Genomic DNA, 17972 nt, shown 5'->3' with positions numbered 1-17972 from the left:
GCCAGGCTGCGGAGCGCCACGGCCCGCACCGCCTATCGACGGCCCCCCGATGGCGTTCCCCCCAGCGGGGTTCCCGTTCCCAACGTGCCCAGGCCCGTGGGGCCGCTGCCGATGGTGGTGGCGTTGGGCAGGTCGGCGACGCTGGGGAAGCCGGCCCCGATGGCGGAGATGCCGCCGGTGGACAGCGCGTCCTCCGGCATGCGCCCGGTGGAGATGATGGGCGTGTCGGGCGAGGCCAGGCCGCTGCTGGGCGCCAGTTGCGGGCGCATGTTGTGCGGCAGGCGGCTTTCCACCAGCACGCGGATGTCCTGGGCCCGCACCCAGTCGGGCGACCCGGCGGGCAGCATCTGCTCCGCCCGGTCGGCGTGATAGCGGGCGGCGCGGATATCGCCCCGGGCCAGGGCCTCTTCCGCGCGGGCATAGGCCAGCTGCGGCGCCATGTCGGCGCGGGCGTAGGCGCTGGCCAGCAACAGCCAGGTCAGTTCCACCAGCGGCTCGTCCCGGGCGGAGGAGCGCAGGACGTCGATGGCCTCGCGCACCAGCCTGTCGTCGCCGGCCTCCAGCAGGGCGTGGCCCAGGGCCATGCGCAATTGGGCGCTGTCGGGGGCGTACTTGACGGCGTTGCGGTAGGGGTCGACCGCTTCCTTGGCGCGGCCGTTCTCGAACAGGATCTGGCCCTTCAGTTCATAGAAGTAGGGGTTCTTCGGTTCCTGCTCGATCAGGCCGTCGACGATCTTCAGGCCCTTGTTGATGTCGCCCACCTGGTAATAGGCGATGGACCGGGCGTAGCGGGCCGGGACGCTGGTGTCGCTCTCCGGATACTTGCGCAGCGCCAGGTCGGGGTGGATGAAGCCGTACAGTTTGGCCCGCATGCGCTGGTGCATGTCGTAATAGGCCGAGGGCATCTTGGCGTTGGTGAACTTCGAGATGTGGTCGACGAAGTTTTCGATGTATTCGACGCGGTTCTTGGTCAGCGGGTGGGTCATCAGGAACTCCACCTGCTTGGTCTGCGGCAGGCCGGCGTCCTGGCGGCGCAGCTTCTCCATGAACTCCAGCATGCCCTTCGACGAATAGCCGTTGGCCTCCATGTAGGACAGGCCGGCCTCATCCGCCGACGCCTCCTGCGCCCGGCTGAAGGCGAAGAAGGAACGGGCGCCCAGTTCCTGCGCGCCGGCGATGCCGCCCATGGCCGCGCCGCCGCCGTCGCCCCGGCGCGTGCCGCCGATGGCCGCCGCCACGCTCAGCAGCGTGGCCAGGGTCGACAGGATGACCGCGTTCTCGATGGCGTCGCGGGACCGCACCTGGTGGCCGCCGGCCATGTGGCCGGTTTCGTGGGCCATGACGCCGATCAGCTGCTCCGGCGTGTCGGCGGCCATGATCAGGCCGGTGTTGACGAACATGTTCTGGCCGCCCGCCACGAAGGCGTTCAGCTCATCATCGTTGACCAACACCAGGGTGACCGCGTCGGGAACGATACCGGCCGCGCGGAAGATGGGGGTGGCGAAGACGCGCAGCGTGTGTTCGATTTCCGCGTCACGCACGAAGTTGATGCCGCGGTCCTGGGCCAGCACCGGCTCCACGGCCAAGGCCGAGGACAGCAGGCTGACCAGGATCAGGCGGGCAAGGCGGCGCGGTCGCAAGAACATAGTCAATTCCATCGGCGGTGCCGTCGATACCCGAACAGGCGAGCGGTAAGGTATGACCCCTACATACTCCAAGGATGAATTTCCACGCGCGGCGATGCGCCCGGCTGTCGCTATACGCGCCAGCACCATCTCTCCCTTCATGGTGATGGAGGTGCTGCGCGCCGCCAACGCACGGCAGGCCGCCGGCGGCGACGTCCTGCATCTGGAAATAGGCCAGCCGTCCACCCCGGCACCGAAGGGGGTGATCGCCGCGGCCGCCCACGCCCTGGCCGCCGATCGCCTAGCCTACACCGATGCCCTGGGCCTGCCAGCCTTGAGAGAGGGCATAGCACGTTGGTACCAAGATCGCCATGGGGTGGTGATCTCGCCGCGTCGGGTGGTGGTGACCACCGGATCGTCGGGCGCCTTCCTTCTGGCCTTCCTGGCGGCGTTCGACCCCGGCGACCGCGTGGCCCTGGCGGCCCCGGGCTATCCCGCCTACCGCAACATCCTGAAGACGGCCGGCCTGGTGCCGGTGGAGCTGCCCACCGGGCCCGAGACGCGCTTCCAGCCTACGCCCGCCTTGCTGGACGACCTGCTGGCGCAGGGCGGGGGGCCGATCCGGGGGCTGATCGTGGCCAGCCCCTCCAACCCCACCGGCACCATGCTGGATCCCGCCGCCATGGCGGCGCTGGGCGACTGGTGCCGGCGCCATGGGGTGTGGCTCATCTCGGATGAGATTTACCACGGCATCGAATATGGCACGGTGCCGGCGGCCACGGCGCTGGCGGTGGACGGGGGCGAGGGCGCCATCACCGTCAACAGCTTCTCCAAATACTTTTCCATGACCGGCTGGCGTCTGGGCTGGGCCGTGGTGCCGGAACGGCTGGTGCGCGCGGTGGAATGCCTGGCGCAGAACCTCTATATCTCCCCGCCCACCCTGTCGCAGCACGCCGCGGCGGCGGCCTTCGACTGCGTGGAGGAGCTGGAGGGTCATGTCGCGCGCTATCGCCGCAACCGCGACATCCTGCTGGACCTGTTGCCCGCCGCCGGATTCGGCAAGTTGGCCCCGGCCGACGGCGCCTTCTTCATCTATGCCGACATTTCCGATCGCACCGACGACGCCCAGGCCTTCTGCACCCACCTGCTGAACGAGACGGGCGTGGCCCTGACCCCGGGCGTGGATTTCGATCCCCTGCGGGGCCATCACACGGTGCGCATCAGCTTCGCCGGCGCCGAGGCCGAGATGGTGGAGGCCGCCCGACGGCTGAAGGCCTGGCGGGGATGACACGAAAGGGCCGACCAGCATCGCCGCTGGCCGGCCCTTCGCGCTTCAACCTTCATGAGGGTCCCGGCATGAGGGTACCGGGGGGTGGGATGTCCGGTCGTTGGGCGCCGGCGCCTGTCCCAGAGAGTGCGCGGGGGGGCTGATCAGTTCAGGGCGATCAGCTGGTGCGGCCCGCTGCGGCCCGCGTGGGCCTTGATGATGGTGGTGGTGGCGGCGCACGGCACGGCGCCGCCCCCCGCCTTGCCGCCGCCGTCCATACGGGTGGGCAGGTGGGTGGGGATGACCTTCAGCGTGCCCGAGGGCGAGGCCGCCAGCGTCGCGGTCGGCGCGGGCATCACGGGCGCCGCCTGCGCCACGGTGGTATCGGGGCGCGGCGCCGCGACCAGGATGGCGGGGGCGACCAGGAAGGGCAGGCCCAGGAACAGGCCGGTGAGCAGGCTGCGAACGGTCGTCATAATACCACCTCCATAAAACGATCGGCCCCGAGCGGCATGTTCTGCTAGGCCGAACGACTGATGGGCGTGAATGTGAAGCTCGCGGCCAACCGTGGCGGAACCATGGCGAGAACCGGAACTTCCCGGGGCAGGCGCAGACTCCCGGGCCCATGTGGCCGATGGGCAACAGGTCGCCCCTGGCCGCTCCCCCTGGCCCCTGCGGGACACCCATGCGGCAACGATGTGCAATCGGATGAAAGAGAAGGCTTGCGGCGGCCGGCGGATGTCGATATATACCCGCCCACCCCGAGACGGAGAGTAGCTCAGCCTGGTAGAGCACTGCTTTCGGGAGGCAGGGGCCGGAGGTTCGAATCCTCTCTCTCCGACCATCTCAGGGACGCACAAGCGGCCGGCTTCTCCCGAAGCCGGCCGTTTTGCTGTGCGCCCAGCATGGGCGCGTTCTTGAGGGTGTAAGTCCCTCCGTAAGCTGGTCACAGTGAACGAAGCGAAGCGCAACTGCGGAAGGGCGACCGACCGTGGGGAGGAAGCGTGGAGCGAAGCTGCGTGCCGATGGACAAGAACTGGATAGAAGGCGGTGCTGATCAGGGCGAGCGGGCAGCAAGTCGTGAAGCTCTTGTGACCAAGGATCGGTGGCGTAAATCCGGCGGTGGTGCAGTGAAGGAGCGCGTTCTTACCTGGGGAGGTCCCGCCTTGCGCCTGAAAGGGCGACGGTGTTGAGCCGGAGCGGGAAGTCAGCCGAGGTCGTAGTGGGGACTGTGGAGAGCAGGCCTGAAGGACCGAACGAGGAGGAGTGTTGATCCACCGTGGCGATGCGGAAGGCAGAGCGTCAGATGCCCGCGCGAGCGGGGCGGCTGGGAGGGAGGCAAGGTGAAGCCTTGCCTGGGTCCGGCAGCGACGAAGCCTTGCGCCCGCGCCCGGGAATGGAAAGCACGGGGTCAGGGCTGCTGCTGGCGGCCCTGACGCGAGAGAACCTGCAACGGGCTTGGCGGCGGGTGCGGTCCAACAAGGGCGCGGCGGGGGTAGACGGACTGGACATTGACCAGACGGCGGCCCACCTGCGCACGGCATGGCCTGTGATCCGGAGCCAGGTACTGTCAGGGACGTACCGGCCTCAGCCGGTACGACGGGTGGCGATCCCGAAACCGGACGGGGGCGAGCGCGAGCTTGGCATCCCGACGGTGACGGATCGTCTGATCCAGCAGGCGCTGCTGCAGGTGCTGCAGCCTATTCTTGATCCGAGCTTCAGCGAGTACAGCTACGGCTTCCGTCCGGGTCGAGGGGCGCATGACGCGGTGCTTCAAGCACAGTCGTACGTCCAGTCGGGGCGGCGGGTGGTGGTTGACGTGGACCTGGAGAAGTTCTTCGACCGGGTGAACCACGACATCCTGATCGACCGTATCGGGAAGCGCATCGGGGATGCCGGCGTCGTCCGGCTGATCCGGGCGTACCTGGACAGCGGGATCATGGTGGGGGGCGTGGTCCAGGCACGGGAGAGGGGGACGCCGCAGGGCGGCCCGCTGTCGCCTCTGCTGGCCAACGTCCTGCTCGACGGGGTGGACAAGGAACTGGAACGTCGGGGCCATTGCTTCGTGCGCTACGCCGATGACGCGAACGTCTACGTTCGCTCACGGAAGGCGGGGGCACGGGTGATAGCGCTGTTACGGCGGCTTTATGGCCGGCTGTGCCTCTCGGTCAACGAGACCAAGAGCGCCGTGGCCAGCGTGTTCGGCCGCAAGTTCCTGGGCTATGGCTTCTGGGTGGCGCCGGGCGGCATCATCAAGCGGCGGGTCGCCGACAAGCCGTTGGCGACCTTCAAGCAGCGCGTCCGGCACCTGACCTGCCGATCCGGCGGGAACAGCGTGCAGGAGGTGGTGACGCGCCTGCGCTCCTATGTCCTGGGATGGAAGGCCTACTTCCGTCTGGCGCAGACACCCCGGGTCTGGAACGACCTGGACCAGTGGATGCGTCACCGGCTGAGGGCCGTCCAGCTCAAGCAGTGGAGGCACGGCGCAACCATTTACAGGGAGTTGAAGGCCTTGGGTGCCAAACAGCACGTTGCCCGTCGAGTGGCGGATAACAGCCGCTGCTGGTGGCGCAACAGTGCAATGGCCCTCAACGCCGGTCTCACCCTGAAGTGGGCCGACGCCCTGGGACTACCCCGTCTCTCCTGACCTCAACTCCTCGAACCGCCCGGTGCGGACCCGCATGCCGGGTGGTGTGGGAGGGGAGCGATCAACTAGGATCGCCCCCTATCCCGATTTTGAGCGCCAATGCGGGGCACCCCTGTCAACAGGGCCTTGATACGCGATGGATAGAGCTACGGCGCAGACGCGCAGATAGGCGTTCAAATGCAGCAACGCCATCAGGCGGAGGTGCGCATTTCGGGGGCGAGGACATCCGACGTTGGCGCGGCGGAGGTCTTCTCATCCAACTCCGCGGCCATCGGCACAACTCCTCGGTCCGTTCTTCATGGCCCTCACGAATCAGGTCAGCGCTGTCGACTTCTGTCAAGGAGTGGGCGATTCTGGTCCGGAAGGCTCTTCGGGATCGCCTTCTGCTTCTAGTCTGATCACGCTTGAGACGGCATGGGCAAGCATGGCTTCAGCATCTGCTGCCGAAGACGCTTGCTTAAACGCCATGAGCGCGTGTCCCTTAAAGATCGCCGCCACGAATGGCAACCCTTCCGACGGAGGAGAGTAGATGGCGCCGTAAATCGGTAGATCATCCATGCTCATTCCCGTGCTTCCCGCCAATTTGGGGCAACTGTAGGACGCGACCGCGTTCGCCGGACCTTTTCGGGGAGCCGAAGGCGGACTGAAAAGGGAGGAAGCCAAGCGGGCGGATGCCCGCGCCCGGCGATTGAGGGGGCCTTTGGTCGGTTACGAACGAAGGCGGCCCTTTAAGAATCTCAGAAATCCCGGTCGACGACGAAGTCGATGACATCCAGCAGGGCGCGCTTGATGGGGCTGGCGGGGAACAGGCCCAGGGCGTCGCGGGCCATGGCGCCGTAGTGGCGGGCGCGTTCCACGCTGTCGCGCAGGGTGTTGTGGCGCTGCATGAGGGCCAGCGCATGCTCCAGGTCGCCGTCCCGCTGGTCGATATCCTCCAGCGTGCGGCGCCAGAAGGCGCGTTCCTCGTCATCACCCCGGCGAAAGGCCAGGACGACGGGCAAGGTGATCTTGCCCTCGCGGAAGTCGTCGCCGATGGATTTGCCCAGGCGGGCCTGCACGGCGGAATAGTCCAGCACGTCGTCCACCACCTGGAAGGCGATGCCCAGGTTCAGGCCGTAGCTGCGCAGCGCCTCCTCCTCCGCCGCCGGGCGGCCGGCCACCACCGCGCCGATGCGGCAGGCGGCGGCGAACAGCTCCGCCGTCTTGGCGCGGATGACCTCCAGATAGGCCTCCTCGCTGGTGGTGGTGTCGTTGGCGGTGATGAGCTGCAGCACCTCGCCCTCGGAAATGACGGCGGAGGCGCTGGACAGGATGCGCAGCACGTCCAGCGACCCGTCCTCCGTCATCACCTGGAAGGCGCGGGAGAACAGGAAGTCGCCCACCAGCACGCTGGCCTTGTTGCCGAAGACGGCGTTGGCCGAGGGCTGGCCGCGGCGCAGGTCGCTTTCGTCGACCACGTCGTCGTGCAGCAGGGTGGCGGTGTGGATGAATTCGACGCAGGCCGCCAGCGGCTGGTGGCGTTCACCCTGATAGCCGCACAGGCGCGCGGCGGCCAGGGTCAGCACCGGGCGCAGGCGCTTGCCGCCGCTGGCCACGATGTAGCCCGCCAGCTGGGGGATCATCTCCACGTCGGAATGCATGCGGCGGATGATGAGGTCGTTGACCGCCGCCAGGTCGGCCGCCACCAATTCCACCAGCGCCTCCAGGGCATCGGTGCCGGCCTTCCGGCGCTTGGGATCGAGGGGGGTGACGACAGCCACGAAACGAACTCCTGCCAGTGGGGGCCAACGGTGGCGGAACGCAGACCTGTTGACGGCCCTGGATAGGACAGCGAGCATACCGGCGCAACCCCCGTGGTCAAGCCGGCAGACCGCATCGCCGCCCCCCATCTATGCCGCGTGCGTCAATCAGCGCCCGATGCATCGCCAACCGGCGCACTCCCTATGAGGCCTTCATGCAACCCATCCTGACCAGCAACAACGCGGTGGAGATATCGTGGGCGCGGGCCGTGCTGGCCGACGCCGGCATCGAGACCGTGCTGCTGGATGACTACACCGCCGGGGTGGAAGGCAGCATCAGCGCCATCCCGCGCCGCCTGATGGTGGCGGATGGCGCCGTCACGGCCGCCACCGCCGCGCTGGCCGTCGCCCGGGCGCAGCTGGAGTCCGCCCCGTGAGTCTCGCGTCCGCCGCCCCGGAACCCCCGGCGGAGAATCGCGCGGACGGCGGCGTCACCGAGGACCGCCTGCTGAACGGGCGCGTGCGTTTGTTGCAGCCGGCGCAAGGCTACAGGGCCGCCATCGATCCCGTGCTGCTGGCGGCCGCCACGCCGGCCGGCGATGGTGACCGCGTGCTGGACCTGGGTTGCGGCGCCGGGGCCGCCGCCTTCTGCCTCGCCGCGCGGCTGCCCGGTGTCCGTGTCGCGGGACTGGAGCTGCAGCCCCAGGCGGCGGACCTCGCCCGGCGCAATGCCGAACTGAACGGCGTCACCGCCCGGGTGCGCATCACCTTGGGCGACGCCGCCCTGGCGCCAGCCCATCTGCCGCCGGGAGCCGACCCCGACCTGGTGGCCGGCCGCTTCGACCATGTCATGACCAACCCGCCCTTTCATCCCGGCGGCCGCCATACCCGTTCCCCCGGCCGGGCAAGGCGGTATCGCATGGCGAGGGCACGGCCGATCTCGCCACCTGGGTGGCGGCGGCGGCCCGCCTGCTGGCGCCGCGCGGCACCCTGACCATGATCCATCGCGCCGACCGGGTGGATGAGATCCTGGCCCGCCTGGCCGGGCGGTTCGGTGCCGTGGTGCTCTATCCCCTGTGGCCCCGCGCCGGGACGGAGGCCAAGCGCGTCATCGTCCGCGCCCGCCTGGGCGCCCGCACCCCCGCCCGCCTGCTGTCGGGTCTGGTGCTGCACGACGAGGGCGGGCGCTACACGCCGGCGGCGGACGCCGCGCTGCGGGGCGGCGCGGCCCTGGACTTCTGACGGTCCGCGGCGTATCCCGGGCGGCACGGCACAACCGGCAACAAAGTAGGACCCCAGCATGGACGTGAAGCGCCTGGACATCGATGGCCTGGTCATGGTGAAGCCCCGTCGCTTCGGTGACGAGCGGGGATGGTTCGCGGAGACCTGGAACGACGAGAAGCATACGGCCGCGGGCATCACGGGCCCCTTCGTCCAGGACAACCAGTCGCTGTCGCGAATTCAGGGCACGGTGCGCGGCCTGCACTTCCAGGTGGCGCCGGCGGCCCAGGGCAAGCTGATACGCGTCATCCGCGGCCGCATCCTGGACGTGGCGGTCGACCTGCGCCAAGGCTCCCCCACCTATGGCCGCCACGTCGCCGTGGAACTGGATGCCGAGGAAGGCTGGCAGCTGTGGGTGCCGGTGGGCTTCGCCCACGGCTTCTGCACCCTCGTTCCCGATACCGAGATCGCCTACAAGGTGACGGCGCCCTACAGCCCCGCCCATGACCGTGGCCTGCTGTGGAACGACCCGACGCTGGGCATCCCGTGGCCGGAATTCGCCGGCGCCGTGCTGTCGGACAAGGACGGCAAGCAACCCACCCTGGCGGACATCGGCACCCCGTTCCCGGCTTGATTAGGGGCAGGGGCCGCGGCGCGGCCTCGCGCGCTTATCCGGCGACCTGGGCCAGGGCCGCCGCCAGCCGGGGGGCCAGCACCGCCAGGTCATAGTCGCGGGCCACCAGGTCCCGGCCCGCCGCCGCCAGGCGCCGCCGCAGGTCCAGGTCGCCGCGCAGGGCGGCCAGGGCGTGCACCCAGCCTTCGGGACTGTCGGCCCAGAGGCCGGTGACGCCATCGGCCACGATGCGGCGGTTCTCCCCCACGGGGCTGGCCACCACGGCCTTGCCGGCGGCCATGTACTGCAGCAGCTTGAAGCCCGACTTGCCCTGCGCGAACGGCGTGTGGGGCAGGGGCATGATACCGGCGTCGAGGCCGGCCAGGGCGGCGGCCTCGCCCGCTTCGCTCCAGGGGATGAACTCCTCCGGCACCCCCGGCAGGTTGACGGGGTGACGGGCGACGGTCACCAGGGTCAGCGGACCGCTGGCCGCCACGGCCGCCAGCGGCTCCGCCAGGGCGGCCAGGTAGCGGGCGGACGATGGGGTGCCGATCCAGCCCACGCGAAAGTCCCCGGTCGGGCGGTCCGGTGCCGGCGCCGCTTGGTAGCGGGTCAGGTCCACGGGTGTGGGCAGACGCAGCAGGCGGCGCGCGCCGGCGGCTTCCGCCCACGCGGCCAGGGCCTCGTTGGCCACGACCGTCAGGGCGGCGCCCGCCACCAGCCGTTCCAGCTTGTCCCCCAGCAGCCCGCGCACCGGCGCCAGGCGATGGCCGGCATAGCGCAGGTGCCAAGCGTCGTCGAAATCCAGCACGTAAGGGCGCCCCCCGAATAGAAGACGTTCCGCCCGCGCGGGCAGCCAGGGCAGCGCCTCCTTCTCGATCCACAACAGGTCTGTTCGCCCGGCGGCCTTCAGGGCGGCCATGCGCCGGCGGTAGCGGCCGGCCAGGGCCCAACCCTTCACCGGCTGGCCGGCGTACAGCCGCCGCAGGTAGCCGTCGTCGAAAAAGGGCGCCGTGTCGACGTCCAGGCCCGCCGCCGCCAGATAGGGCAGCGGGTCGAAGAAACGCAGCCGGCTGCTGGCGCCCAGCCGGTCATAGCGGGGCAGGGCCAGGACCCGCCCCGAAGGGTGGGGGGCGGGGGAGGGACGGGGCGGCATGGCTGTCGGATGCAAGGGGCCGGTTCAGCCCTTGCGGGCCACGACCAGCAGACGCTCGACACCGGCGGCGGTGGCGGGCGGCAGGGGCATCGCCTCCACGACCGCCAGGCCCGCTTGGCGCAAGGCCGTCTCCACGGCGTCGCGGCGGTGCAGATAGCGCCCGTTTTCCTTCAGCGTCACGGCGGGGGCCCAGGGCTCCGCCGCGTCCATCACCAGGGCCAGGACGCCGCCCGGCAGCAGCGCGTCGGCGGCGGCGGCGGCCAGGGGCGCCAGATCGCCCAGGTGGTTGGCGATGTCCGTCGATACGATCAGGTTGGCGCTGTCGGCCGATTGTTCCAGCACTTGGGCGTGGTCGCCATGCACCAGCTGGTCATACAAGCCGCTGCGGGCGGCCATCCGCAGGCCGGGGTCGGACGGGTGCACGCCCACCAGATGGGTGGCGTACGGCTTCAGCAGCGGCGCCAGGGCGCCAACGCCGCAGTCGATCTCCAGCACCTGCAAGGTGCCGGCCGCCGGCCCCAGGTGACGCGCCAGGGCGCTGGCCAGGGCCGGCGACAGCGTGGCGGCGGCGCTGGCCATCGTCTGCTCCGTCAACATCGCCGCCTGGGCGTCGTACATCTGTCGCAGATAGGCGGGATCGGCCCTGGGGGGCGTGGGGGCCACACCCAGGGCGGCCTCGGTATGGCGCAGGATGGGGGTGACGCCGCAGGCCCGCCACGCGCTCACCAGGGCCTGGGCGGCGGCCCCGTTGCCGCCGGCCTGCAGGGCGGCCGCGATCTGCGCCGCTTCCAGTTCCGCGGAAATGGTCGGTTCCGGCCGGCTCAGCGCCTGGCGGATGGCGGTGGCCGCCTCGGTCAAGTGTCCCAGGCCGCGCAGGGCGTGGGCGCGTCCGACGTGGGGGGCGGCCTCGAAGGGGCGCAACACCGCCAGCCGGTCGAAGGCGGCCAGGGCCTCCTGGTACTGGCCGGCCTCGTTCAGGACCAGACCCAGGTTGGAAAAGGTCTGCGCCACGTCGGGCTGGGCCTGGGCGGTGGCGCGCAGGTAATCCAGCGCTTCGCCCAGGCGACCCAGGCGACGCAGAACCAGGCCCAGGTTGGCGGCGGCCTCGACATAGGCCGGCCGCGCTTCCAGCGCGTTGCGGTAGTGCTGCTCAGCGATGTCCAGGTGGCCGGCATCCTGGAACAGGGTCGCCAGGTTGAAATAGGCCTCCGCCAGCATGGGTTCGCGCTCCAGCGCGTCCAGGTAATGGGTGGCGGCCTCATGGCCATGGCCCAGGCGCTGGCAGGCGGCCCCCAGGTTGAAGCGATAGATCGGATTGTCCGGATCCAGCGCCACGGCCATGGCATAGGCGCCCTTGGCGCCCTCGTTGTCCTGCTGGCGTTCCAGGGCCATGCCCAGATCGGCGCGCAGGAGGGCATCGTCGGGGCGCAGGCCCACGGCCTGGCTCAGCAGCGATACCGCCTGGGCGCCGTCGCCGCTTTCCAGTGCCGCCAGGCCCTCCGCCTGCAGGGTCAGGGCGGCCGCGTCTTCCGGCGTGGCGGGTGTGCTGTCGGTCGTGTCGGTCATGCTTCCTCCGCCGGCCGGCCCCATTCCGGGATTGCCCTTGGGGCCCGCCTCGCTTCTCTCATCGCGAGAGGATAGGGGGCGCCGCCGCTGGTGAACAGAGGCAAGATATGCCCACTTGGCGCCGATTCACCGGCTATTTCAGGGATTTCGCCCGGCGGACGCGTCCCCCAGCAGGCCGTGGCGGGCCAGTGCGTCACCATGGCGCGTCACATGGTCGTGCAAAAGGTCCGTCTGCAGGGTGCGCAGCGCCGGATTGTGCAGGATGCGGAAATACCCGGCCAAGGCCCGTCCGTTCACTTCGACATGGCTTTTATAGACGTCCATGAACCAGTAGCCGCAGGAAGTGCAGTGCACCAGCCGTACGGTTCGGCCCCGCACCCCATAGCCGTCGCCCGACGGGCGAATCAGTGGCAGCAGATGGTTTTGCGGCTGCCATTCCACCGGGTCCAGCAACAGCGCCCGGCCGGCGTAGCCCCAGCGGGGCCCGTGGATCAGCAGGGCCATGACGTTCTGTTCGAACAGCGAATGCGGCCGCATCCCCCGGCTGCGCCGGTCCCACTCGACCAACAGGTCCCGTGACCGGCACAGCCAAAAGCCGACGCTGATATAGGGCGCGGCGGGATCGGCGCCGCTGTCGGCCAGCAGGGCGCGGAAGGGCGCCATGCCGGTGCCGCCCTTGTCCATGGCGGCCACGTCGGACAGCGCCAGGCTGTTGATGTCGGTGGTCAGCGCGATGTCGGCGCCGCTCGCCTCCAGGCGTCGGAACAGCAGGGCCATGACGGTGTCGTCCAGACCGACCGCCAGCATGTCGGCATCGATCCAGCACAGCGCCCGCCACGGCAGCCCACCGACATAGTCCAGGATGGCGGCCTTCATGGCATAGGGATGCAGCGTGTCCGGCAAGCCCGGGGGCCGGGGCAGAAGCTGCCCGCGTTCCGCCAGATAGGCCTGCTGACCGGGTGCCAGCCCATAGTCGCAGACCATCAGCCGCGCGTCCGGCAGCCGCCGGGCGAAGCTTTCCAGCAGCAGCAGGGTGGTGGCGAAATAGCGCTCATCGGCGCCGGTGACATAGAGGATGCCGCTCATGACGGCGCATCCAGGTTCAGGCTGGCGGGCCAGCCGGCGCCATGGACCAGCCGCAGGGACGGGTACCAGGAGGTCCGTTCGCCCCCAGCCGGCCAGCGCCAGTCGGCGTTCACCGGCACCAGCACCACGCCGGGACGGCCCATGGCACCGGCCAGGTGGGCCAGCGGCCCGGCCGGCAGCGCCACGGCGTCCAATGCCGCCAGGGTCGCCGCCAATCGGCCCCAGGCTTCGGGCTGGTCTGCGGCGGGGACGGCCAGGGGCACGGCCGTCACGCCGGGCGGCAAGGGTGGCGCCAGGGATAGTGGCGCGTCGGCGGCCACGCCCACGGCCGGTCCCGCGAACGGCCGCGGCGGTATGCCGGCCGGCGCAGCCAGATAGGGACCGCGCCAGAAGTCCCCGGCATCCCATAGCGACAGCCGGTCGGGCAGTTCCTGAAGAGGCACCTGCAAATCGGCGCGCACCGCATCCGTTCCCCGCGTGGCGACGGTGATGCCGGCCAGCGGCTGGCCGGGCCCCGTGGGCAGCAGGGCGGCCCAGCCGGGCGACACCTCCACGATCACCTCCGCCCCCCGCTCCCGCAGGCGGGGCAGAAGGCGGGCCAGGTGGGGCAGGACGTCCAACTCCACCTCGTCCCAGACCAGCAGACGCCGTCCGGAAATGTCCTGGTCGGCCCGTTCCCACAGGGGGATGGATCCATAGAGGCGGGCGGCAGTGGGACGCATCCAGCGCCAGGACAGGTCGGCAAAGCCGTCCCGCCACGCGCCCAGGCGCAGGCAGGCTTCGGCATGGGCCAACCGGGCCTCGGCGTGACCTGGCTCCAGCGCCAGGGCCTGGGCGTACAGGGCACGGGCGCCTGCGATATCCCCTTGAACCTGAAGGAGCTTGCCCGACAGGTGGCGCAGTTCCGCGCTGGCACCTCCGATTCTTTCCATATGGACCAAGGCGGCGGCGGCGTCCTCCGGCCTTGAAGTCATCAGCAACTGTGCGCGCAGGCCCTGGGCCACGGCTTGGGCGCTCGGACTGGGTGTGGCCTGGGGCGCATCCGGCGGCGGCAAGCCGTCCAGCAGGGACAAGGCCTCGGCCCGACGTTGCCGCGCGATCAACAGCTGGGCAAGACCCACTCGAGCCGGCAGATTCTGAGCGCTTGCGACTGGGCCGGCCGATAGCAGGGCGCGGTAATGCTCCTCCGCCTCCGTTCCCGCCTGCACCAACGACAGGTTGTCGGCCAGGGTCAAACGGTCGGCCGGCGTCAGGGGCAGGCCCAGCTCCTCCGCCTCCAGCAGGGTTTCCAGCGCCCTGGTCCGGGCGTCCGTCCTGGCATATGCGCGGGCTAGGGCGCTCAATGCGCCCCCCAGATTGGTGGCGATGTCGGGAATGGCGGCGGCGCCCGGCTGGGCATGGGCGCGGCGGATCAGCTTCACGCCGGCGGCCATCCGAACGGGGTCGGCGGGAACGGCGCTCACCGCCCGCTGCAGGATCAAGACACCCATCAGGTGCAGGGCGTCGATCTGGTCCGGCACCTGCTCCAGAATGGCCGCGTACAGGGCTTCCGCGTCGTCCAGCCGACCGGCCTCATGATGGGCGACGGCGGTGGACAGGACTTCGGACAGGGACGCCAAGGGGGATCAGGCGCTGATGTCGACCAGCTGGCCGCGACCGTCGGTGGGGGCGGGACCGGCGCTCTGCCCGGTCAACAGTTCGGTCGCGACGGAGGCCTGGGCGTCCGTGGTCTGCTTCAGGGCCTGCACCTGGAATTGCAGGCTGGCCTGCAGCACGTTGGCGGCGGTGGCCGCGGCGGCCTGGCTGTCGATCTGCATCTCAACTACTCCGGCGGCCGCGCCCATGTGGGCAGGCCAATCATGCTTAGTATCGCGCCGATCGACCCGCCGCTCAAGGCATAGAGTCGGGCGCGCGCCATGAAGATTTGGCTAGCTGAGCGAGCTCATGATGCTGAAGCACAGCTGGTCGCCCTGGGCGTGCAGGGTCTTCAGCGCGTCCTTGGGCAGCGGGATGCGCTTTTCGCGGCAGTAGGCGACGATCAGTCGGGCCAGCTGGTAGGATTCCACCTGGATCTCGTCGCGCCCGCCGCCGGTGGGCAGGTCGCTGGCCAGCTTCACCGTGGGCGGCGGCCCCTCCACCACCTGGATGCTCAGGATGCGGCGGCCGGCGTCGAAGCCCTCCAGCGGCACCGTCTGGAAGACCAGCTTCAGCTCGTCATTGGAAAAAATGATGTGCCGGATTTCCGTGATCATGACCGTTTCCTTGGACTTCAGGCCGTGGCGCGCTTCTTCTGGCGGCGGCGGTAGATGGTGCAGGGGTTGATCTCCAGCAGCGCGGCGGCGCGGGTGATGTTGCCCTGGCAGAGGCGGATGGCTTCCTCGATCGTCTCCTCCTCCACCATCCACAGCGGCCGGATGCGGCGCTCGGGATTGGGGTCGGAGTCGAGGGCGGCGGCGGGCGCGTCGTCCAGCGGAATGGGGGTGGCCCAGCTGGTGGCGCCGGCGGGAACGCCGGGGATGCGGGCACCCCCCACCGACACGCCCCCCGGCGCCGGCGCGGCCGGTGCCATGGGCGGCATGCCGAACCCGGTGGGCGCCACGCCGCCCAGGGTTCCCCCGGGGGTGGGGCCGGCCAGGTTGGCGGCCGGCGGCGGCGTGAAGGGGAAGGGCATGGGCCCCGCCATGGCCGCCCAGCGCGGGTCGTTCAGCATGGGCGGGACGATCATGGTGGGCTTGTTCAGCGGCGGCGGCAGCATGAAGGGCTGGATGACGGCGCCGTCGTTCAGCACCACCACGTTGCGCACCACGTTCAGCAACTGGCGGACGTTGCCCGGCCAGTTGTAGGTGCGCATGATCTCTTCCGCCTCATCGCTGAAGCCGGTGAAGGACTTGCGTTCCTCCTGCGTGTACTTGGCCAGGAATTCCCGCGCGATCAGCAGGATGTCGTCGCCACGGTCGCGCAGGGGCGGCAGCTCGATGGAAATGACCTGCAGGCGATAGAACAGGTCTTCGCGGAAGCGGCCGGCCTGCACCTCGGCGAAGGGGTCGCGGTTGGTAGCGCAGACGATACGCACGTCCACGGCCTCCGCCTTCTCGCTGCCCACCTTCTTGACCATGCCGGTCTGCAGGAAACGCAACAGCTTGGCCTGCAGCGACAGGTCCATCTCACCGATTTCGTCCAGGAACAGCGTGCCGCCGTCGGCCTGCAACGCCGCGCCGGCGTGATCCGTCGTCGCCCCCGTGAAGGCGCCCTTCACGTGGCCGAAGATCTCGCTCTCCATCAAGTCCTTCGGAATGGCGGCGCAGTTCACCGGGATGAAGGGGCGGCCGGCACGCGGGCTGCGGCGGTGGATGGCCTCCGCGCAAACCTCCTTGCCCGTGCCGCTCTCGCCGGTGATGAACACGGTGGCCTTGGACGGGGCCGCCGCCTCGATCATGCGGTAGACGCCGCGCATGGCGGGCGAGGTGCCGACGAAGCCCAGATAGCCCAGCGGATCCTCCACGGGGGCGGCGGGCGGCGCCGCTTCAAGCACCTTCGCCCGCTCGGCCAGGGCGGCGGCCATGGCCTGGCGCAGGCGCTCCGTCCCCGCCGGCAGCAGCAGCACGTCGACGGCGCCGGCGCGCATGACGTCCACCGCCATCTGCACCGATCCCTGGGCCGTCAGCGCCACCACCTGCGGCGCCTTGGCGTCGGTCTTCAGCTCCTTCAGCAGGTCCAGGCCGTTGCCGCCCGGCAGTTGCAGGTTCAGCAGCACCACGTCGGCCGGCGCCTCCGCCAGGGCGCGGCGGGCGGCCGGGGCCGTATCCACCACCTGCAGGGCGTGGCCGTCCTTGCGCAGCGCCTGGCTGTAGGCGGCCGCCAGGGACGGCGTGGGTTCGACGATCAGGACGCGGCGCGGGCGGGTTTCCATGGGGCGGAGGCTTTCACCGGAACTTAACTGCCAGCGCCTATCCTCATCGGAAATGCGTCGGGCATTGCAGCTTGCAGTTTCTCAAGCAAACGTCCAGCGCTGTCAACGACGGACCTTGCAGGATGCAACGGCGCAGACGTGTTCTTTGGGTTAGGGTGCGGCGGGAGTTGGCGCCCCCGCTTCTACCCTATGGGCCTTATTTGGACGCATCCGCCATACGGACGGGTAGGGGGATATTACAAACGTCCACATGCCCCGCCGGCACGGGGAAGAAATCCTCCCGCCGGTTGCGCCGCGCCTCGACATAGGCGGCCCAGGTGGGGGTGTCGGTGCGCAGCACCGTCAGCTTCTCGCGTTGGTCGGGGGCCAAGTCCGCCGCCAGCCGCACCTTGGCGATGGGGATGCGCTGTTCCGGCTTGTCGTAAAAGCCCAGGGCGGCGGTGCCGCGCGGCAGGCTGCTCAGGATGTCCATGCCGCGCAGGACGCGGCCCACCACGGTGATGTTGCGGTCCAGATGGCGCGGCGCCTGGCCGATGACGGCGTACAGCTCCGCCCCGCTGCCGGTGTCCAGCGCCATGTCGCGGCCCACGCCCACCATGCCGTAGCAATGGATCAGCCAGGCTTGCTGGCCCTTAGTGTCACGGGCCGCTGGGAAACCGTCGCTATAGCCCGCCTCGGGGGCGTAGGTGTCGCGATCGGGCAGGGGGGTGAAGGGCAGCTTGGCCACAGCGGCGCCACGCACCACGAATTCGGGCGCCAGCTTGGTCTGCGCCGTCTTGGGCGTGCGGGTGTTGTCGGCGTCACCCCACTGGGTGACGTAGTTGTCCTGCACCCGGTCCACGGCCAGGCCGTCGAACCAGCCCTCGCGCACCAGCTTGCGGATGTTGTCGACATGCGCCGGGGCGAAGGCGGGCGCCAGCTCGATGATCACCCGGCCCTGGGCCAGGTCCATGTACAGCAGGTTTTCCGGGTCGGGGGACCGCCAGTCGGCGGGGGTGGAAGCGGCCAGCACCTCGGCCGCGACCGGGCCGGTCTTGGTCGCCGGCTTGGGCGCATCGGCGGCATGGGCGGTGACGGACAGGCAAACCAGGGCTGCCGCCACGCGGGCGGCTACCATCGAACGACGCATCGCTTCCCCTTCA

The 17972-nt window shown here is 70.0% G+C and carries 18 protein-coding genes and 1 tRNA gene; 7 read left to right on the top strand and 12 right to left on the bottom strand.

Annotated features, from left to right (window positions below; all coding sequences use genetic code 11):
- Positions 1-32: 32 nt before the first annotated feature.
- On the bottom strand, positions 33-1646 hold the full coding sequence (locus tag UAJ10_RS28760; RefSeq protein ID WP_322918809.1) for a M48 family metalloprotease: 1614 nt from the start codon (positions 1644-1646) through the stop codon (positions 33-35).
- Positions 1647-1740: 94 nt separating this feature from the next.
- On the opposite strand from UAJ10_RS28760, the gene UAJ10_RS28755 reads away from it, so the two are divergent.
- Positions 1741-2913 (top strand): pyridoxal phosphate-dependent aminotransferase, encoded by a 1173-nt coding sequence (locus UAJ10_RS28755; RefSeq protein WP_322918808.1) that lies wholly within the window; start codon positions 1741-1743, stop codon positions 2911-2913.
- A 143-nt stretch (positions 2914-3056) separates the two neighbouring features.
- Here the strand turns inward: UAJ10_RS28755 and UAJ10_RS28750 are convergent, their stop codons facing one another.
- Positions 3057-3368 (bottom strand): hypothetical protein, encoded by a 312-nt coding sequence (locus UAJ10_RS28750; RefSeq protein WP_322918807.1) that lies wholly within the window; start codon positions 3366-3368, stop codon positions 3057-3059.
- A 291-nt stretch (positions 3369-3659) separates the two neighbouring features.
- On the opposite strand from UAJ10_RS28750, the gene UAJ10_RS28745 reads away from it, so the two are divergent.
- Both UAJ10_RS28745 and ltrA read left to right on the top strand, forming a co-directional pair.
- Positions 3660-3736 (top strand) — tRNA-Pro (locus UAJ10_RS28745).
- A 441-nt stretch (positions 3737-4177) separates the two neighbouring features.
- On the top strand, positions 4178-5539 hold the full coding sequence (gene ltrA / locus UAJ10_RS28740; RefSeq protein ID WP_322919071.1) for a group II intron reverse transcriptase/maturase: 1362 nt from the start codon (positions 4178-4180) through the stop codon (positions 5537-5539).
- A 336-nt stretch (positions 5540-5875) separates the two neighbouring features.
- On the opposite strand, the gene UAJ10_RS28735 is transcribed toward ltrA, so the two are convergent.
- Both UAJ10_RS28735 and UAJ10_RS28730 read right to left on the bottom strand, forming a co-directional pair.
- A complete protein-coding gene (locus UAJ10_RS28735; protein ID WP_322918806.1) occupies positions 5876-6103 on the bottom strand; it encodes a hypothetical protein in 228 nt (75 codons plus the stop codon).
- A 173-nt stretch (positions 6104-6276) separates the two neighbouring features.
- Positions 6277-7299 carry a polyprenyl synthetase family protein gene (locus tag UAJ10_RS28730; RefSeq protein ID WP_322918805.1) on the bottom strand — a complete coding sequence of 341 codons (1023 nt, stop codon included), beginning with the start codon at positions 7297-7299 and terminating at the stop codon, positions 6277-6279.
- 194 nt (positions 7300-7493) lie between these two features.
- On the opposite strand from UAJ10_RS28730, the gene UAJ10_RS28725 reads away from it, so the two are divergent.
- From UAJ10_RS28725 to rfbC, 4 genes are read left to right on the top strand one after another with little or no spacing between them, the layout of a single operon-like run.
- A complete protein-coding gene (locus UAJ10_RS28725; protein WP_322918804.1) occupies positions 7494-7715 on the top strand; it encodes a putative signal transducing protein in 222 nt (73 codons plus the stop codon).
- Positions 7712-8272 carry a methyltransferase gene (locus UAJ10_RS28720; RefSeq protein WP_322918803.1) on the top strand — a complete coding sequence of 187 codons (561 nt, stop codon included), beginning with the start codon at positions 7712-7714 and terminating at the stop codon, positions 8270-8272. The genes UAJ10_RS28725 and UAJ10_RS28720 overlap by 4 nt, the downstream gene beginning before the upstream one ends.
- Positions 8230-8520 carry a hypothetical protein gene (locus tag UAJ10_RS28715; RefSeq protein ID WP_322918802.1) on the top strand — a complete coding sequence of 97 codons (291 nt, stop codon included), beginning with the start codon at positions 8230-8232 and terminating at the stop codon, positions 8518-8520. The genes UAJ10_RS28720 and UAJ10_RS28715 overlap by 43 nt, the downstream gene beginning before the upstream one ends.
- A gap of 58 nt (positions 8521-8578) precedes the next feature.
- Positions 8579-9133, top strand: coding sequence for a dTDP-4-dehydrorhamnose 3,5-epimerase (gene rfbC, locus UAJ10_RS28710; protein WP_322918801.1), 555 nt, complete (start codon positions 8579-8581; stop codon positions 9131-9133).
- A 34-nt stretch (positions 9134-9167) separates the two neighbouring features.
- On the opposite strand, the gene UAJ10_RS28705 is transcribed toward rfbC, so the two are convergent.
- The 8 genes from UAJ10_RS28705 to UAJ10_RS28670 form a co-directional block, all read right to left on the bottom strand.
- Positions 9168-10268, bottom strand: coding sequence for a glycosyltransferase (locus tag UAJ10_RS28705; RefSeq protein ID WP_322918800.1), 1101 nt, complete (start codon positions 10266-10268; stop codon positions 9168-9170).
- Between the two features lie 24 nt (positions 10269-10292).
- On the bottom strand, positions 10293-11834 hold the full coding sequence (locus UAJ10_RS28700) for a tetratricopeptide repeat protein (RefSeq protein WP_322918799.1): 1542 nt from the start codon (positions 11832-11834) through the stop codon (positions 10293-10295).
- Between the two features lie 138 nt (positions 11835-11972).
- Positions 11973-12920 (bottom strand): hypothetical protein, encoded by a 948-nt coding sequence (locus UAJ10_RS28695; protein WP_322918798.1) that lies wholly within the window; start codon positions 12918-12920, stop codon positions 11973-11975.
- A complete protein-coding gene (locus tag UAJ10_RS28690; RefSeq protein WP_322918797.1) occupies positions 12917-14539 on the bottom strand; it encodes a tetratricopeptide repeat protein in 1623 nt (540 codons plus the stop codon). Before UAJ10_RS28690 ends, UAJ10_RS28695 begins: the two co-directional genes overlap by 4 nt.
- 6 nt (positions 14540-14545) lie before the next feature.
- Positions 14546-14737 (bottom strand): hypothetical protein, encoded by a 192-nt coding sequence (locus UAJ10_RS28685; RefSeq protein ID WP_322918796.1) that lies wholly within the window; start codon positions 14735-14737, stop codon positions 14546-14548.
- Positions 14738-14848: 111 nt separating this feature from the next.
- Positions 14849-15172, bottom strand: coding sequence for a hypothetical protein (locus UAJ10_RS28680; protein ID WP_322918795.1), 324 nt, complete (start codon positions 15170-15172; stop codon positions 14849-14851).
- A 17-nt stretch (positions 15173-15189) separates the two neighbouring features.
- A complete protein-coding gene (locus UAJ10_RS28675) occupies positions 15190-16830 on the bottom strand; it encodes a sigma-54 dependent transcriptional regulator (RefSeq protein WP_322918794.1) in 1641 nt (546 codons plus the stop codon).
- A 196-nt stretch (positions 16831-17026) separates the two neighbouring features.
- Positions 17027-17959: a peptidylprolyl isomerase gene (locus UAJ10_RS28670; RefSeq protein WP_322918793.1), complete on the bottom strand. Its 933-nt coding sequence runs from the start codon at positions 17957-17959 to the stop codon at positions 17027-17029.
- Positions 17960-17972 lie beyond the last annotated feature (13 nt).

This window comes from Nitrospirillum guaranorum, assembly GCF_034653275.1.
Taxonomy (GTDB): domain Bacteria; phylum Pseudomonadota; class Alphaproteobacteria; order Azospirillales; family Azospirillaceae; genus Nitrospirillum.
Note: the sequence above shows the minus strand (reverse complement) of the source record. Positions and strands in the feature narration are given on the sequence as shown.

Excerpts from the sequence above, each read along its gene's own strand:
- UAJ10_RS28760 (WP_322918809.1), bottom strand. The coding sequence starts at position 1,646 with ATGTTCTTGCGACCGCGCCGCCTTGCCCGCCTGATCCTGGTCAGCCTG.
- UAJ10_RS28755 (WP_322918808.1), top strand. The coding sequence starts at position 1,741 with ATGCGCCCGGCTGTCGCTATACGCGCCAGCACCATCTCTCCCTTCATG.
- UAJ10_RS28750 (WP_322918807.1), bottom strand. The coding sequence starts at position 3,368 with ATGACGACCGTTCGCAGCCTGCTCACCGGCCTGTTCCTGGGCCTGCCC.
- ltrA (WP_322919071.1), top strand. The coding sequence starts at position 4,178 with ATGCGGAAGGCAGAGCGTCAGATGCCCGCGCGAGCGGGGCGGCTGGGA.
- UAJ10_RS28735 (WP_322918806.1), bottom strand. The coding sequence starts at position 6,103 with ATGAGCATGGATGATCTACCGATTTACGGCGCCATCTACTCTCCTCCG.
- UAJ10_RS28725 (WP_322918804.1), top strand. The coding sequence starts at position 7,494 with ATGCAACCCATCCTGACCAGCAACAACGCGGTGGAGATATCGTGGGCG.
- rfbC (WP_322918801.1), top strand. The coding sequence starts at position 8,579 with ATGGACGTGAAGCGCCTGGACATCGATGGCCTGGTCATGGTGAAGCCC.
- UAJ10_RS28705 (WP_322918800.1), bottom strand. The coding sequence starts at position 10,268 with ATGCCGCCCCGTCCCTCCCCCGCCCCCCACCCTTCGGGGCGGGTCCTG.
- UAJ10_RS28700 (WP_322918799.1), bottom strand. The coding sequence starts at position 11,834 with ATGACCGACACGACCGACAGCACACCCGCCACGCCGGAAGACGCGGCC.
- UAJ10_RS28695 (WP_322918798.1), bottom strand. The coding sequence starts at position 12,920 with ATGAGCGGCATCCTCTATGTCACCGGCGCCGATGAGCGCTATTTCGCC.
- UAJ10_RS28685 (WP_322918796.1), bottom strand. The coding sequence starts at position 14,737 with ATGCAGATCGACAGCCAGGCCGCCGCGGCCACCGCCGCCAACGTGCTG.
- UAJ10_RS28680 (WP_322918795.1), bottom strand. The coding sequence starts at position 15,172 with ATGATCACGGAAATCCGGCACATCATTTTTTCCAATGACGAGCTGAAG.
- UAJ10_RS28675 (WP_322918794.1), bottom strand. The coding sequence starts at position 16,830 with ATGGAAACCCGCCCGCGCCGCGTCCTGATCGTCGAACCCACGCCGTCC.
- UAJ10_RS28670 (WP_322918793.1), bottom strand. The coding sequence starts at position 17,959 with ATGCGTCGTTCGATGGTAGCCGCCCGCGTGGCGGCAGCCCTGGTTTGC.